This window comes from Pantoea jilinensis, from assembly GCF_019104105.1.
Lineage (GTDB): Bacteria > Pseudomonadota > Gammaproteobacteria > Enterobacterales > Enterobacteriaceae > Pantoea > Pantoea eucalypti.
The window spans coordinates 2,264,148-2,280,322 of the sequence record NZ_CP077746.1 but is presented as its reverse complement, the minus strand read 5'-3'; the positions used below and the strand labels follow the sequence as shown (position 1 = coordinate 2,280,322).

13 protein-coding genes and 3 tRNA genes are annotated in these 16,175 nt (G+C 53.8%); 8 read left to right on the top strand and 8 right to left on the bottom strand.

What is annotated here, in order from left to right; all coding sequences use genetic code 11:
- Nucleotides 1–148: 148 nt before the first annotated feature.
- The gene (gene ydiK / locus KTJ90_RS10765; protein ID WP_499026507.1) at nucleotides 149–1,267 is read right to left on the bottom strand and encodes an AI-2E family transporter YdiK; all 1,119 of its coding nucleotides are present in this window, start codon (nucleotides 1,265–1,267) and stop codon (nucleotides 149–151) included.
- Between the two features lie 205 nt (nucleotides 1,268–1,472).
- On the opposite strand from ydiK, the gene ydiJ reads away from it, so the two are divergent.
- Nucleotides 1,473–4,526: an FAD-binding and (Fe-S)-binding domain-containing protein gene (gene ydiJ, locus KTJ90_RS10760; protein WP_499024523.1), complete on the top strand. Its 3,054-nt coding sequence runs from the start codon at nucleotides 1,473–1,475 to the stop codon at nucleotides 4,524–4,526.
- A gap of 33 nt (nucleotides 4,527–4,559) precedes the next feature.
- Here ydiJ and KTJ90_RS10755 read toward each other — a convergent pair whose 3' ends face one another.
- Nucleotides 4,560–4,964 (bottom strand): hypothetical protein, encoded by a 405-nt coding sequence (locus tag KTJ90_RS10755; RefSeq protein WP_033743294.1) that lies wholly within the window; start codon nucleotides 4,962–4,964, stop codon nucleotides 4,560–4,562.
- A 388-nt stretch (nucleotides 4,965–5,352) separates the two neighbouring features.
- Here KTJ90_RS10755 and sufA point away from each other — a divergent pair, with 388 nt between their 5' ends.
- Genes sufA through KTJ90_RS10720 form a run of 7 tightly spaced genes read left to right on the top strand, consistent with a single transcriptional unit; the run spans nucleotide 5,353 to nucleotide 12,014 of the window.
- Nucleotides 5,353–5,727 (top strand): Fe-S cluster assembly scaffold SufA, encoded by a 375-nt coding sequence (gene sufA / locus KTJ90_RS10750; protein ID WP_003853229.1) that lies wholly within the window; start codon nucleotides 5,353–5,355, stop codon nucleotides 5,725–5,727.
- A 7-nt stretch (nucleotides 5,728–5,734) separates the two neighbouring features.
- Nucleotides 5,735–7,228 carry a Fe-S cluster assembly protein SufB gene (gene sufB, locus KTJ90_RS10745; RefSeq protein WP_003853227.1) on the top strand — a complete coding sequence of 498 codons (1,494 nt, stop codon included), beginning with the start codon at nucleotides 5,735–5,737 and terminating at the stop codon, nucleotides 7,226–7,228.
- Between the two features lie 42 nt (nucleotides 7,229–7,270).
- Nucleotides 7,271–8,017, top strand: a complete 747-nt coding sequence (gene sufC / locus KTJ90_RS10740) for a Fe-S cluster assembly ATPase SufC (RefSeq protein ID WP_003853225.1) — start codon at nucleotides 7,271–7,273, stop codon at nucleotides 8,015–8,017.
- Complete coding sequence (gene sufD, locus KTJ90_RS10735) at nucleotides 7,992–9,272, top strand: Fe-S cluster assembly protein SufD (protein WP_499024519.1); 1,281 nt, start codon at nucleotides 7,992–7,994, stop codon at nucleotides 9,270–9,272. Before sufC ends, sufD begins: the two co-directional genes overlap by 26 nt.
- Entirely contained in the window at nucleotides 9,272–10,495 is a 1,224-nt protein-coding gene (gene sufS / locus KTJ90_RS10730; protein ID WP_039660498.1) for a cysteine desulfurase SufS, read from the top strand. The genes sufD and sufS overlap by 1 nt, the downstream gene beginning before the upstream one ends.
- A gap of 21 nt (nucleotides 10,496–10,516) precedes the next feature.
- Complete coding sequence (gene sufE / locus KTJ90_RS10725; RefSeq protein WP_499024516.1) at nucleotides 10,517–10,933, top strand: cysteine desulfuration protein SufE; 417 nt, start codon at nucleotides 10,517–10,519, stop codon at nucleotides 10,931–10,933.
- A 55-nt stretch (nucleotides 10,934–10,988) separates the two neighbouring features.
- Entirely contained in the window at nucleotides 10,989–12,014 is a 1,026-nt protein-coding gene (locus KTJ90_RS10720; RefSeq protein WP_039660350.1) for a L,D-transpeptidase family protein, read from the top strand.
- 79 nt (nucleotides 12,015–12,093) lie between these two features.
- Here the strand turns inward: KTJ90_RS10720 and KTJ90_RS10715 are convergent, their stop codons facing one another.
- The 6 genes from KTJ90_RS10715 to KTJ90_RS10690 all read right to left on the bottom strand — a co-directional run bounded on the left by KTJ90_RS10715 (nucleotide 12,094) and on the right by KTJ90_RS10690 (nucleotide 16,162).
- Complete coding sequence (locus tag KTJ90_RS10715; protein ID WP_003853216.1) at nucleotides 12,094–12,330, bottom strand: major outer membrane lipoprotein; 237 nt, start codon at nucleotides 12,328–12,330, stop codon at nucleotides 12,094–12,096.
- Between the two features lie 303 nt (nucleotides 12,331–12,633).
- Nucleotides 12,634–14,046, bottom strand: a complete 1,413-nt coding sequence (gene pykF, locus KTJ90_RS10710; RefSeq protein WP_003853214.1) for a pyruvate kinase PykF — start codon at nucleotides 14,044–14,046, stop codon at nucleotides 12,634–12,636.
- A gap of 345 nt (nucleotides 14,047–14,391) precedes the next feature.
- Nucleotides 14,392–14,468: transfer RNA gene (locus tag KTJ90_RS10705), tRNA-Val, on the bottom strand.
- 11 nt (nucleotides 14,469–14,479) lie between these two features.
- A tRNA-Val gene (locus KTJ90_RS10700) sits at nucleotides 14,480–14,556 on the bottom strand.
- Between the two features lie 3 nt (nucleotides 14,557–14,559).
- A tRNA-Val gene (locus tag KTJ90_RS10695) sits at nucleotides 14,560–14,636 on the bottom strand.
- A 152-nt stretch (nucleotides 14,637–14,788) separates the two neighbouring features.
- A complete protein-coding gene (locus tag KTJ90_RS10690; RefSeq protein WP_003850300.1) occupies nucleotides 14,789–16,162 on the bottom strand; it encodes an MATE family efflux transporter in 1,374 nt (457 codons plus the stop codon).
- Nucleotides 16,163–16,175 lie beyond the last annotated feature (13 nt).

Here is a 16,175-nt window from a genome sequence, read left to right as displayed (position 1 = left end):
TTTTTAGGTCAAAGATGGCTTTTTTATTAAAAATCGCTAATGAAAAACAGAATTTATCTGAATGATGAAGAGAGGTGCGGTTAATCATCATTAACCGCACTAATCAATGTACATCAGGGGGATTGGCGCAAAGTGCCATTGCACCGCATCATACAGCTGGCGGGGTACCTTCGTGATCGGCCAGTGCATCAGCCGAGGCCATCGGGTCTTTATCCGGGACGGGCGCTTCATGTACCCAGACCGAAACCAGACGGTAGGAAACCGCCAGAACCACCGGGCCGATAAACAGACCAATCATGCCGAACGCGAACAGGCCACCAATCACGCCTGAGAGGATCAGAATCATCGGCAGGTCTGCACCCATACGGATTAACATCGGGCGCAGAACGTTATCCATCGTGCCGACCACACAGCTCCAGACCAGCAGCACGGTGCCCCAGGTGGTATCGCCGCTCCAGTAGAGATAGATGATGGCAGGAACCAGCACCAGCAGTGGACCGAGCTGTACCAGGCAGCAGAGGATCATCAGTACCGTTAACAGCGTGGCATAAGGAATACCGGAAATCGCCAGACCGATGCCGCCCAGCACACCCTGCACCAGCGCCGTCACCACCACACCCAGCGCTACGGCACGAATGGACTGTGCCGCCAGCAGCACCGCAGCATCACCGCGTCGTCCCGCCATACGAAACGCGAAGTGACGGATGCCCTGGGCAGCCTGTTCGCCACGCCAGTAAAGCAGCACGCTGAACAGTAACATCACGCCCAGATGGATCATAAAGCGCCCGAAATGACCGGCCTGAGCCACAAAAAAGCCTGTGGTGCGGCCGATGTAAGGCTGTATTTTCGCCATCACGCCGGCACCGCCACTCGCCACCAGCGTGTCATAACTGACATACAGCTTTTTACCCACCATCGGGATTTCCCTGAGCCACGTCAGTTTCGGCATCGTGTGGCCCTGGGTCACCCAGGCAATCACAGGCGCACTGTTATCGATCAGGCTGCTGACCAGCAGGGCAATAGGAATAATAAACAGCAAGAGCAGCAGCAGTGTCATGACGATCACCGCGAGTGAACGGCGTCCCCATAACAGTCGCTGGAATTTCAGCATCAATGGCCAGGTGGCAATCACTACCATGCTGGCCCAGGCAAAGCCCAGAATAAACGGTTGCACCACCCATAAACAGGCGACGATCAGCAGCAGAATGAACATCAGGGTGAAGAGTATTTGCGGTAAATCCATATCCCGGTACTGGCTTTTCATCATTGACTCATAACCTCGTCTTAATCCTTCATTTTCGGGCATTCGGATGCCTGTTTTTATCATGATCTATTTGCCAGGGATTAAACAGCGTCGTGGTGAAAGGTTTTTGCCTTTTCTGAAAAAAGGGCAGACGCAGGAAAAATATGATAAAACGAGAAATCGCTAACGTATAAACGCAAACGTTTACAACACCTTCGGTCAGACAATCATGATCCCACAGATTTCGCAGGCGCCGGGCCTCGTTCAACTGGTGCTGACGTTCCTTGAGTCACTGAAAGAGCAGGGTTTTACCGGTGACATGGCAACCAGCTATGCCGATCGTCTTTCACTCTCTACCGATAACAGCATCTATCAGTTGCTGCCCGACGCGGCGCTCTTTCCACGTTCAACCGCCGATGTTGCACTGCTCGCCCGCGTGGCCGGCGAAGCGCGCTTTGCCAGTCTGGTTTTTACCCCACGTGGCGGCGGCACTGGCACCAACGGGCAGTCGCTGAATCATGGGATTGTGGTCGATATGTCGCGCTACATGAACCGCATCCTGGAGATTAATACGGATGAGGGCTGGGTGCGGGTTGAAGCCGGGGTGATTAAAGATCAGCTGAATGCCTGGCTGAAACCATTTGGCTTTTTCTTCTCGCCAGAATTATCGACCAGTAACCGTGCGACACTGGGCGGAATGATCAATACCGATGCGTCTGGTCAGGGCTCGCTGGTTTACGGCAAAACGTCGGATCACGTTCTGGGCTTGCGGGCTGTGTTGCTGGGCGGCGATATGCTTGATACGCGGCCCATGGCGACGGCGCTGGCAGAAACACTGGCACAGACGGCCACCCCGGAAGGGCGGATCTATCAGCAGGTGCTGACGCGTTGCCGCGAGCATCGTGCGCTGATTCTGGAAAAGTTTCCAAAGCTGAATCGGTTCCTGACCGGCTATGATCTGCGCCACGTTTTCAGTGACGATATGCAGACCTTTGACCTGACACGCCTGTTGTGCGGCGCTGAAGGAACGCTGGCCTTTATCACCGAAGCGCGACTCGATATCACCCCGCTGCCAAAAGTGCGGCGGCTGGTGAACATTAAATATGACTCTTTTGACTCGGCCCTGCGCAACGCGCCATTGATGGTGGAAGCGCAGGCGCTCTCAGTCGAGACTGTTGACTCTAAAGTACTGAATCTGGCACGTGAAGATATCGTCTGGCACTCGGTGAGTGAATTAATTACTGACGTACCCGACAAAGCGATGCTGGGTCTCAATATTGTTGAATTTGCCGGTGACAACGCAGCGCTGATCGATCAGCAGATTGAACAACTTTGCGCCCGCCTTGACGCGCTGATGGCGCAGCAGCAGGGAGGCGTCATTGGCTATCAGTTCTGTAACGATCTGGATGGCATTGAGCGCATTTATAACATGCGTAAAAAAGCGGTGGGTCTGCTGGGGAATGCCAAAGGCCGCGCTAAGCCGATTCCGTTTGTGGAAGACACTGCCGTTCCGCCGGAAAAACTGGCGGACTATATTGTCGAATTTCGCGCCCTGCTTGATAGCCACGGTTTGAGTTACGGCATGTTTGGTCACGTCGATGCAGGCGTCCTGCACGTGCGTCCGGCGCTGGATATGTGCGATCCGCAGCAGGAGATGATGATGAAGCAGATCTCCGACGATGTGGTGGGGCTGACTGCGCGCTACGGCGGCCTGCTGTGGGGCGAACATGGCAAAGGTTTCCGCGCCCAGTATAGTCCGGCATTCTTTGGCGAGACGCTGTTTAACGAACTGCGCCGCATCAAAGCCGCCTTTGACCCGTTAAACCGTCTTAACCCAGGCAAAATCTGCACGCCCTTTAACCGCAACGACGAGATGATGCAGGTGGATGCAGTGAAGCGCGGCACCTTTGATCGGCAGATTCCGGTCACGGTGCGCGATGAATGGCGTGGGGCGATGGAGTGTAACGGCAACGGGTTGTGTTTTAACTTTGATGCCCGCAGCCCGATGTGTCCTTCCATGAAGATTACCCGCAACCGCATTCACTCTCCTAAGGGACGGGCGACGTTGACGCGGGAATGGCTGCGGCTGCTGGCTGAACAGGGTGTCGATCCCCTTGTACTGGAAAAGCAGCTGCCGGAAAACACGCTGTCGCTGCGCGGCTTGATTACCCGCACACGCAACAGCTGGCACGCCAGCAAAGGGGAGTATGACTTCTCTCACGAGGTAAAGGAGGCGATGTCGGGCTGTCTGGCCTGTAAGGCCTGCTCGACCCAGTGTCCGATCAAAATTGACGTACCCGCGTTCCGTTCGCGCTTCCTCCAGCTTTACCACACCCGCTATCTGCGGCCGGTCAGCGATCATCTGGTGGCGGCGGTTGAAAGCTATGCACCCCTGATGGCGAAAGCGCCGAAGGTGTTCAATTTCTTCCTGCGTCAGCCCTGGGTGAAAGAGTTAAGTAAAACGCATATCGGCATGGTCGATCTGCCTCTGCTCTCGGCGCCAAATCTGAAACAGCAGCTCAGCGGTCATCCCGCCATGAACATGACGCTGGAACAGCTGGAAGCGTTGCCAGCTGCCGATCGCGCAAACTGTGTGCTGGTGGTGCAGGATCCGTTTACCAGCTTTTATGAGGCACAGTTAGTAAATGATTTTGTCAGGCTGATTGAGAAGCTGGGCTACCGTCCGGTACTGCTGCCATTCTCGCCTAACGGCAAAGCGCAGCATGTGAAAGGTTTCCTGCAGCGTTTTGCACGTACGGCAGCTCGCACCGCCGATTTTCTTAATCGGGTAGCAAAACTGGAACTGCCTATGGTCGGTGTGGATCCCGCTACCGTGCTCTGCTATCGCGATGAGTATCGTCAGACGCTGGGTGAGTCGCGCGGCGACTTCAGCGTATTGCTGGTGCATGAGTGGTTAGCGCGTGCGCTGTCAGAACGTGACGTGCAGGCAACAGGCGGGGAATCCTGGTATCTCTTCGCGCACTGCACTGAGGTGACCGCGCAGCCCTCCACACCGAATGAGTGGCAGGGGATCTTTGCCCGGTTTGGTGCAAAGCTTGAAAACATCAATGTCGGCTGCTGCGGCATGGCGGGCACCTACGGCCACGAAAGTAAAAACCTCGAAAATTCGCTGGGAATCTATGCACTCTCCTGGCATCCACAGCTTCAGCGACTGCCTCGTCAGCGCTGCCTGGCCACGGGTTATTCATGCCGTAGTCAGGTCAAGCGTGTAGAAGGCAATGGCATGCGCCATCCGCTTCAGGCATTGTTAGAGATAATGTAAAAAAATTGTGCGCGACGTCACGCCGTGGCTGGATTAGAATATCCAGCCTGCGTGACGCATAAAGTCACTTTGCAGCACGGTGGCTTTGTTCCATTCTCCGACCATGGCCAGTTGATGGCAGAGTCGGGTCAGGGACAATCGCGCCAGTTGATAAGCCTGAAGGCGAAACAGGCGATCGCGATCGTTGTTTCCCATCTCCTGCAGCAGTCGGTGATGCAGTTTACCCATGGCGTGCAGGTAACTCTGATCGTCACCGTTCATCTGGCAGATTTCTGCCATATCCTGACAGGCATCATTGAACTGACGTAGCTGATGGATCGTGCAGTCGGCCCGGTCAAGTTTTGCCTGTGCCATATAAAAGTCGACGGTGATATCCCGCATCGAAAACTGGTATTCGTCGATTTTATGCTGCAGCCAGGCTGAGACAGAAAGGGTCATCGCGTCGCCCTGAATGTTAATGATAATAATTATCATATTCATCCCGGCCGTGATTGCAACGGGTGGGCAGAAAAATTTATCGATTTATCCTGCCTGTCGGTATAATCGGAAATAACAATCTGTTTACATCAAAGAAAGGCGTAACCTATCAATAAGCACTTTGATCAAAAATGGTTTTTTTAAAAAGAGTGATTTATTAATAGGTTATCACCCGCTTATTGACGCTGATTCTCTTACCGCAGGGTGAGCGGGAGCAGCTATGCTTAATAAATAAGCAGATAAAACAGCACTAGATGATTATCCCTGCAAAACAAGAGGTTGAAGTGATTGTACAGATCACTACCATAGGGGGATAGCCTGAAAAGGTCCGGACTCAAGAGGTATCAACATGGCATCCGTTAATACAGACTCTTTCTCACCCGACGATTTTGTCTGGAAAGGGTTGACGCTGACTGAAACCGCAGCACAACAAATTCTCAATCTGGCGGCTCAGGATCCTGAAGTCAAGGGTCTGCGGCTTGGCGTGAAACAATCCGGTTGCGCCGGGTTTGGCTACGTCATGGATCTGGTTAAAGAGCCTGTCGAAGACGATCTGCAGTTCTCATTCCACGGCGCAACGCTGTTTGTGCCGCTTCAGGCGATGCCATTCGTTGATGGCACCGAGCTGGATTACGTTCGCGAAGGCCTGAATCAGATTTTTAAATTCAATAACCCTAAAGCTCAGCACGCCTGCGGGTGCGGTGAAAGCTTTGGCGTCGAGTAAGTGAAATATGTCACGACACAGCGAAACATCTGACGATGTACAAATCTGGGAAGGCAAGCTCAATTATAAAGAGGGCTTCTTTACCCAACTGCAGACCGAAGAATTTGCCAACGGCATCAATGAAGATGTGGTGAGGGCGATCTCGGCCAAGCGTAACGAGCCAGAGTGGATGCTGGAGTTTCGTCTTAAGGCTTTTCGTGCCTGGCTTGAAATGGAAGAGCCACACTGGCTGAAAGCCCACTACGAAAAACTCGACTACCAGGATTACAGCTACTACTCCGCGCCCTCCTGCGGCAACTGCGATGACAGCTGTGCTTCTGAGCCGGGTGCCATGCAGGCTTCAGGCAGCGCGCCAGCCAGCGACTATCTGACGCAGGAAGTGGAAAATGCGTTTAATCAGCTGGGTGTGCCGGTACGTGAAGGCCGTGAAGTGGCGGTTGACGCCATTTTCGACTCCGTGTCGGTCGCGACCACCTACAGGGGCAAGCTGGCGGAGCAGGGGATTATCTTCTGTTCATTCGGCGAAGCCATTCAGGAACATCCTGAGCTGGTGAAGCAGTACCTCGGCACGGTGGTTCCGGCGAATGATAACTTCTTTGCTGCGCTGAACTCAGCGGTCGCCTCAGACGGCACCTTCGTCTACATCCCGAAAGGGGTGCGTTGCCCGATGGAGCTGTCGACCTATTTCCGTATTAACGCGGCGAAAACCGGTCAGTTCGAGCGCACTATCCTCATTGCCGATGAAGACAGCTACGTCAGCTACATTGAAGGCTGTTCCGCGCCAGTACGTGATACTTACCAGCTGCACGCGGCCGTGGTGGAAGTGATTATCCACAAAAATGCTGAAGTGAAATATTCGACCGTTCAGAACTGGTTCCCTGGCGGCGAAGGTGAGGGCGGTATCCTTAACTTCGTGACCAAGCGTGCGCTGTGTGAAGGTGACCACAGCAAAATGTCCTGGACGCAGTCTGAAACCGGTTCTGCTATCACCTGGAAGTATCCGAGCTGCATTCTGCGCGGGGACTACTCGGTAGGCGAATTCTATTCAGTGGCATTGACCAGCGGTCGTCAGCAGGCCGACACCGGCACCAAGATGATCCACATTGGTAAAAACACCAAATCGACCATTATCTCTAAGGGGATCTCGGCCGGTAAAAGTCAGAACACCTATCGCGGGCTGGTGAAGATCATGCCAACCGCCACCAATGCCCGTAACTTTACGCAGTGTGACTCGATGCTGATCGGTCCGGATTGCGGTGCGCATACTTTCCCGTATGTCGAAACCCGCAACAATACCGCCCAGCTGGAGCATGAAGCTACTACCTCACGTATCGGCGAAGATCAGATGTTCTACTGTCTGCAACGCGGTATCAGTGAAGAAGATGCGATCTCGATGATCGTGAACGGCTTCTGTAAAGACGTATTCTCGGAGTTGCCACTGGAATTTGCCGTGGAAGCCCAGAAATTGTTAGCCATCAGCCTTGAGCACAGTGTGGGCTGATGCCGTCACACGCCTTGCCGGAAGCAATGTGAAGGAATAAGAATGTTAAGCATTAAAGATTTGCAGGTCAGTGTTGAAGATAAAGCCATTCTGCGTGGCCTGAATCTCGAAATTAAACCAGGCGAAGTGCATGCCATCATGGGCCCGAACGGCTCAGGTAAAAGTACGCTGTCGGCTACGCTGGCAGGCCGCGAAGATTATGAAGTCACGGGCGGTTCGGTGACCTTCAAAGGCAAAGATTTGCTGGAACTGGCGCCTGAAGAGCGTGCCGGTGAAGGCATCTTTATGGCCTTCCAGTATCCGGTCGAAATTCCAGGCGTCAGCAACCAGTTTTTCCTGCAAACCTCGGTGAACGCGGTGCGCAAATATCGTCAGCAGGAAGAGCTGGATCGCTTCGATTTCCAGGACTTCATTGAAGAGAAAATTCAGCTGCTGAAGATGCCGGAAGATTTGCTGACCCGTTCAGTTAACGTCGGCTTCTCCGGTGGTGAGAAGAAGCGTAACGATATTCTGCAGATGGCAGCGCTGGAACCTGAGCTCTGCATCCTGGATGAGACCGACTCCGGTCTGGATATTGATGCCCTGAAAATTGTTGCGAATGGCGTGAACAGCCTGCGCGACGAGAAGCGCGCCTTTATCATCGTGACGCACTACCAGCGTATTCTGGACTACATCAAGCCAGACTTCGTTCATGTGCTGTATCAGGGCAAAATCGTGAAATCTGGCGACTTCTCGCTGGTGAAACAGCTGGAGGAGCAAGGTTATGGCTGGCTTACCGACGAAGAGTGATTCTGCGCTGCAACAGTGGCATCACCTGTTTGAATCACGCGGCGACGTGCGTTCTCTGCAGGCTCAGCAGCACTGGCAGCAACTGATGCGCGTTGGCCTGCCAACCCGCAAGCATGAAAACTGGAAGTACACGCCGCTGGATACGCTGCTGTCTCAGCAGTTTGTGCTGCCCGATGTGCCTCAGACCCTGAGCGCTGAACAGGTTGATGCGCTGGCACTGCCGCTGGATGCGATCCGTCTGGTGTATGTTGACGGTCAGTTTCAGCCTGAATTCAGCAGCCGCGACGTCGAACTGTTCGAGGTTCAGCACAGCATGGCCGCTGAGCGTCCTCCGCTCCCCGCTGCGGTTCAGCCGGAAATTTTCCTGCATCTGACAGAAAGTCTGGCGGAAGAGGTGACGACCCTGCGTCTGGCACGCGGTAAATCCGCTGCGCGTCCGATCTACCTGCTGCATATCACCAGCGGCCAGCAGACGGGCATGAATACGGTTCACTATCGTCATCATCTGCAGCTTGAAGAGAGTGCAGAAGCGGAAGTCATTGAGCACTACGTTTCCCTGGATGAGCGCGCCCATTTCACTGGCACGCGCTTTACCTTTGCGGTCGGCGACAATGCAAAGCTGACCCACACTAAGCTGGCCTTTGAAAGCAGTGCCAGCTACCACTTCGCGCACAACGATCTGGTTATTGGTAACGATGGCCAGGTCAGCAGCACCAGCTTCCTGCTGGGTGCCGGCCTGTCGCGTCACAACACCAGTACGCAGCTGAACGGCGAAAATACCACGCTGGCGATTAACAGCCTGGTGCTGCCGGTGAAACAGGAAGTGGCGGACACCCGCACCTACCTGGAGCACAATAAAGGCCACTGTATGAGCCGCCAGATGCATAAAACCATCGTGCGTGATAAAGGCCGTGCGGTGTTTAATGGTCACATCAAAGTGGCTCAGCATGCGCTGAAGACCGACGGGCAGATGACCAACAATAACCTGTTGCTGGGCAAACTCTCTGAAGTCGATACCAAACCGCAGCTGGAAATTTATGCGGATGACGTGAAATGCAGTCACGGTGCCACCATTGGTCGCATCGATGATGAGCAGATGTTCTACCTGCGTTCGCGCGGTATTGAACAGGATGCGGCGCAGACCATGATCATTCATGCATTTGCCGCAGAACTGACAGAAACGCTGGAAAACAGTGTGATGCGTCAGGCCGTGCTGCAGCGTATTGCTGAACGCTTTCCCGGAGGCGACGTATGATGAACTTCGATCTCGAACGCATCAGGGCTGATTTTCCTATCCTGAAGCGTGAGGTCAACGGTCATCCGCTGGCCTATCTTGACAGTGCAGCCAGCGCACAGCGTCCACTCTCGGTGATTAACGCCGAGAGTCATTTCTACCAGCATGGCTATGCGGCCGTGCATCGCGGCATTCATACGCTGAGCCAGCAGGCAACCAGCGACATGGAGAATGTGCGCGAACAGGCTGCCCGTTTCATCAATGCGCAGTCGCAGGAAGAGATCGTCTTTGTCAAAGGCACCACCGAAGGTATCAATCTGGTGGCGAACACCTGGGGTAGCAGTAACCTCCAGGCGGGCGACAACCTGATCATCACCGAGATGGAGCATCACGCCAATATCGTTCCCTGGCAAATGCTGGCACAGCGTACGGGTGCAGAAGTGCGCGTGCTGCCATTAAATGACAATGGTGAGCTGGCGCTGGAGCATCTGGCGGGTCTGATTGACAGCCGCACCCGGTTACTGGCCGTCACGCACGTTTCAAACGTACTCGGCACCGTTAACCCGGTTAAAGCGATTGTTGCCCAGGCCAAAGCCGCTGGCGTCGTCACACTGGTGGATGGCGCACAGGCGGTGATGCATGACAAGGTCGACATGCAGGATATCGGCTGCGACTTCTATGTCTTCTCCAGCCATAAACTCTATGGCCCGAACGGCGTGGGTATTCTTTACGGCCGCAAAGCGCTGCTGGATGAGATGCCACCGTGGGAAGGCGGCGGTTCGATGATTGGTCAGGTCATGCTGCCCACCGGCACCACCTGGAACAGTGCGCCGTGGCGTTTTGAAGCGGGTACGCCGAATACCGGCGGTATCATCGGCTTTGGTGCGGCACTGGACTATGTACAGGCGCTGGGGCTGGACACCATTCATCAGCGTGAAACTGCACTGATGAACTACGCGCTCGATAAGCTGGGCACCGTACCCGATATTCAGATTTACGGCCCGCAGTCACGTGCCGGTGTGATTGCCTTTAATCTGGGTAAACATCACGCCTACGACGTCGGCAGCTTCCTGGATCAATATGGTATTGCGATTCGCACCGGACATCACTGTGCGATGCCGCTGATGCAGCACTACAATGTTCCGGCGATGTGCCGTGCCTCCTTCACCTTCTATAACAGTGAAGAGGAAGTGGATCGTCTGGCTGCCGGTCTGACGCGCATTCATCGTCTGCTGGGCGGCTGAACAGTTTTAACGGAGTTAGTGATGGCGACTTTGCCTGAAAAAGAGAAACTGGTTCGCAACTTTAATCGTTGCGCCAACTGGGAAGAGAAGTACCTCTACATTATCGAACTGGGTTCAAAGCTTCCGGAATCTTCTGAAACCTTACACCAGCCGGAAAACGTGATTTCGGGTTGTCAGAGTCAGGTGTGGATCAGAATGATCCCGCAGGAAGATGGTTCGATTGCGTTTGAAGGCGACAGCGATGCCGCTATCGTTAAAGGACTGATTGCTATCGTATTTAGTCTTTATCAGAACCTTCAGCCCGCCGACATTCTGGCGCTGGATGTGCGCCACTGGTTTGGCGAACTGGCCCTGATGCAGCACCTGACGCCCACCCGGTCGCAGGGGCTGGAGGCGATGATTCGGTCTATTCGCCATACCGCTCAGAACCTCAGCTAAGTTACACTCCACAGACGCCATCCGGCGTCTGTTTTTTATCTGACGAGAAAATTGCATGAAACCTGCTTTACGTTTAGCCGGTGCATTGCTGCTGACCTGTTTTGGGCTCTCTGCACCCGCGTTCGCCACCGAATATCCGCTGCCACCGCCTGACAGTCGCCTGATTGGCGAGAACGTCCTGACACAGGTTCCCGATGATAAACAACCCCTGGAATCGATCGCGTCCCGTTACCAGGTCGGCCTGCTGGGTCTGCTGGAGGCAAATCCCGGAACCGATCCCTGGCTGCCCAAAGCGGGCACCCAGCTGACGGTGCCGCTGCAGATGATCCTGCCCGATACGCCGCGCGAAGGGATTGTGGTGAATCTCGCCGAGCTTCGCCTCTACTACTATCCCAAAGGGGAAGATAAAGTCATCGTCTATCCCATCGGCATTGGCCAGCTGGGCGCAGCAACACCCGTCATGGTGACGCAAATCAGCCAGAAAATCCCGAATCCTACCTGGACGCCCACTCCGAACATCCGCAAGCGTTACGCCAAAGAGGGCATTACGCTACCCGGCGTGGTCCCGGCCGGACCGGATAACCCGATGGGACAGTTTGCCATGCGTCTGGCGCGCGGCACTGGCCAGTACCTGATCCACGGCACCAATGCGAAGTTTGGCATCGGCATGCGCGTCAGTTCAGGCTGCATCCGCCTGCGCTCAGAGGATATTGAAGCGCTGTTTAACGCGGCGCCAAAAGGCACGCGTGTTCAGATCATCAATCAGCCGGTGAAGTACGCCGTGGAGCCGGATGGGAAACGCTACGTGGAAGTACACCAGCCGCTATCCCATAGCGACAAAGACGATCCCCAGACCATGCCGATTGCGATCACCGGTGACCTGAAGAAGTTTATGAAAAGTGAGAAGAGTGATAGCGCGCTGATTAAAGCCAGCTTAACGCGCCGCTCAGGCATGCCTGTGCTGGTGAGCAGTGGAGAGCCGGTACAGAGTGACACCGTGCTGCCTGCGGGGCTGGAGAGTGCATCTGCGAGCGCGGAGAATCCGGTTTCACAGACTGAAGGTAAAGCGGTTCAACCCTGAAGCAACACGTACCCGAAAGGGTGCTGAATTCAGGCAAAAAAAATGGCGCCATAAAGGCGCCATTTTTAAACCAGAACTCTTACTTACGGTAAGAGTGAGCCTGGTTGTCCAGACGCTGGTTAGCGCGAGCTGCGTCATCTTTAGCAGCCTGAACGTCTGAACGCACTGCGTTCACGTCGTTGCTCAGCTGGTCAACTTTAGCGTTCAGAGTCTGAACGTCTGAAGACAGCTGGTCGATTTTAGCGTTGCTTGAGCAACCAGCCAGCATAGTTGAAGCCAGAACTACCGCGCCCAGTACCAGTTTAGTACGATTCATTATTTATACCCTCTAGATTGAGTTAATCTCCATGTAGCGTTACAAGTATTACACAAAGCTTTTTAAGTTGAGAATAAATTTTTGATGAGAAGATGCTTAAATTTGATCGTTCGCTCAAAGAAGCAGCGGATCACAGAATATGATAAAAAAATTAAGGGAAAACAGAGGGATTTAATCGGATTAACCTTAATATTAAGAGTATTTGAATAGTTATTTTCGATTGGAATTTTCTGGTATTTGGTTTAGGTAGAAATAAAAAAAGCGCCTGACTCAGGCGCTTCAAAATAATGGCTTAAGAAAGTTTTACAGGACGTGAACGGAAGCGGTGTTGGTAGTTCCGCTTGGTACTAATGCACCGGACACCAGAACCACGACATCACCTTTCTGGCCAAAGCCACTTTCCAGCGCCGCTTCTTTACCCAGACGATAGAAATCGTCGGTTGATGCGATCTCAGTCACCAGACGCGTCTCAATGCCTTTACTCAGGATCAGCTGACGTGCAGTGGTCGGATTGGTAGTCAGCGCCAGGATAGTTGCGTTCGGGAAATATTTACGTACAGATTTCGCCGACTTACCGCCTTCGGTAGCCACCACAATCAGAGGCGCTTCCAGCTTCTCAGCGGTCTCAACAGCACCACGGCAGACGGCTTCTGTGATACGCATTTTGCGGTTATCACTCTGGCTGTCGATGCGTGACTTCATCACACGGTCGGTACGTTCGCAGATGGTCGCCATAATGGTGACTGACTCCAGCGGATAACGGCCTTTGGCGCTCTCACCTGACAGCATGACAGCATCAGTCCCATCAAGGATGGCGTTGGCGACGTCACCGGCTTCTGCGCGGGTAGGGCGCGGGTTCTTGATCATGGAATCAAGCATCTGGGTGGCTGTGATAACCACTTTGCGTGCTTTATTACATTTTTTGATCATCATCTTCTGCGCGAAGATCACTTCTTCAACCGGGATCTCAACGCCCAGGTCGCCACGTGCAACCATGATGCCGTCTGACGCTTCGAGGATTTCGTCGAAGTTATTCAGGCCTTCCTGGTTTTCAATTTTGGAGATGATCTGGATGTGTTCGCCACCGTTCTGTTTCAGGTGCTCACGAATTTCCAGCACGTCTGAACGTTTACGGATGAAAGAGGCAGCGACAAAGTCAACGCCCTGCTCACAACCAAAAATCAGATCGCGCTTATCTTTTTCAGCCAGAGCGGGCAGCTGGATAGAAACACCTGGCAGGTTAACGCCTTTGTTCTCACCCAGATCGCCATTATTCAGGACTTTACACACCACGGTATTTTCAGTGACTTCGGTCACTTCCATGCCGATCAGGCCATCATCGACCAGCACTGTGTTGCCGATTTTCAGGTCAGCCGTGAAGCCTGGATAGGTAACTGCAACGCGTTCGCTGTTACCGATCACGCTCTGATCAGTCGTAAAGGTAAATGTCTGGCCGGCTTTCAACGCTGCATCGTTACCGCCTTCCAGCTTCATGGTGCGGATTTCAGGGCCTTTGGTATCCAGCAGGATCGCGGCCTGACGACCGGTTTTTTGCATAACGGCACGCATATTGGTGATGCGCTGACCATGTTCTGCATAGTCGCCGTGAGAGAAGTTAAGACGCATGACATTCATGCCAGCTTCGAGGAGCTGAGTCAGCATCTCTTCGGATTCGGTTTTCGGGCCGATTGTACAAACGATTTTAGTCTTTTTCATGACGGATTTTCTGTAAGTTGTGATGGATGAATAAGGGCGGAATTCGATGGCAGCGCATCGAAGTGAAATTTCTGATTGAGACTGAAAAGGGCAGTACTGAGTAAGAATAGGTGACGAAGGCCAGGCGTGCAGGGAAGTTGTGCGGTTACGGTTGGTAACCACCACGCTGTTGTTGCGCAAATCATTTGAGTTATCGCAGTAAGCACGTGATCGCTGAAACCTTTCAAGTAAGCAACGCGGGACAGTATAGACGCTAAGTATGCGAAAACCAATCAAAAAGCAGAGGGGAGAAGCGATGCAGATCAATAAAAGGAGGCGTTGCGCAAACTGAAGGAATTCTGAAAGTGGTGCGCTCTAATGGACTCGAACCATCGACCCCCACCATGTCAAGGTGGTGCTCTAACCAACTGAGCTAAGAGCGCATACTAAATATTGGTGCGTCCGAGTGGACTCGAACCACCGACCCCCACCATGTCAAGGTGGTGCTCTAACCAACTGAGCTACGGACGCACTTGGTGCGCTCTAATGGACTCGAACCATCGACCCCCACCATGTCAAGGTGGTGCTCTAACCAACTGAGCTAAGAGCGCAACATGCTGTCAGGGCGACAGCGGGGACGAATATTAACGGCAGTGTGTAAGCCTGGCAAGGGGAAAATAGTTTTTTCGCCATGACTGAGCAGCAACTGTGCTAACCGTCGTTTTTTTCGACATTGCGGGCCACGAATGACCCGCGTTTAAAGCTATCGTGCTGCACGTGTCAGGATGATGTCCGCCGGTAACTGCTGTAACCGCCTGATACGCCAGAGCATCATCAAAGCCGCTGAGGTCAGACCAATAATAAAACCGCACCAGAAACCCGCCGGACCCATCCGCGGCACAATCCAGTCGGTCAGTGCCAGCAGGTAGCCCGCGGGCAGTCCCAGCAGCCAGTAAGCGATAAAGGTAATAAAGAAAATCGACCGCGTATCTTTATAGCCGCGCAGGATCCCGCTGCCAATCACCTGAATCGAGTCCGAAAACTGATAAATGGCCGCCAGCAGCATCAGCTGTGCCGCCAGTGTCACCACCTCGGGATTATCGTTATAGAGCAGGGCGATCTGATGACGAAACGTGACGGTAAAAATCGCGGTCAGCGCGGCCATGCTGATGCCCACACCCTGAGCGGTCCAGGCCGCGACCCGTGCCTGCTCGGTGGACCCCTGACCCAGACGATAACCGACGCGAATGGTGGTCGCGACACCCAGCGACAGCGGCAACACAAACATCAGTGAACTGAAGTTCAGCGCAATCTGGTGACCCGCCACATTGACGATACCCAGTGGCGAGACCAGCAGAGCAACAACGGCAAACAAGGTGACCTCAAAAAAGAGTGCCAATGCCACTGGCAATCCCAGCGTCATCAGGCGGCTCAGAATCGGACGCGAAGGAGGCGACCAGCGGCTCTCAAGCCGGATATCACGCATGCTGCCCATCCGGCGTACCCAGAAGCGCATACAGATAAACATCACCCAGTAAACAGAGGCGGTCGCTACACCACAGCCGACACCACCCAGGGCAGGCATGCCGAAGTGCCCATAAATAAAGACATAGTTGAGCGGGATGTTGAACATCAAGCCCAGAAAGCCCAGCACCATGCCGGGTTTGGTTTTCGACAGCCCCTCGCACTGATTGCGCAGCACCTGAAAGAAGAGATAGCCAGGCGCGCCAAACAGCAGGGCATGCAGATAGCCTTCTGCTTTCAGCGCCAGCGCAGGATCGATGTCATGCATCGCCCGGATGAGATAGCCTGCATGCCATAACAGCACCATAATCAGCAGCGAGACGAAGAAAGCGAGCCAGTATCCCTGACGAATCTGTTCGCCGATGCGTTCGCGGCGACCTGAACCGTTGAGTTGCGCAACGGTGGGCGTCAATGCAAGCAGAAGACCATGACCAAACAGGATGGCCGGAAGCCAGACAGAGGTGCCGACAGCAACGGCGGCCATATCCGTGGCGCTGACTGCACCGGCCATAATGGTATCCACAAATCCCATTGCGGTTTGCGCCACCTGAGCAAGGATGACTGGAATCGCAAGGGCCAGCAATTGACGCGCTTCTGTTAAATACTTCTGCACGTTAACACCTGAT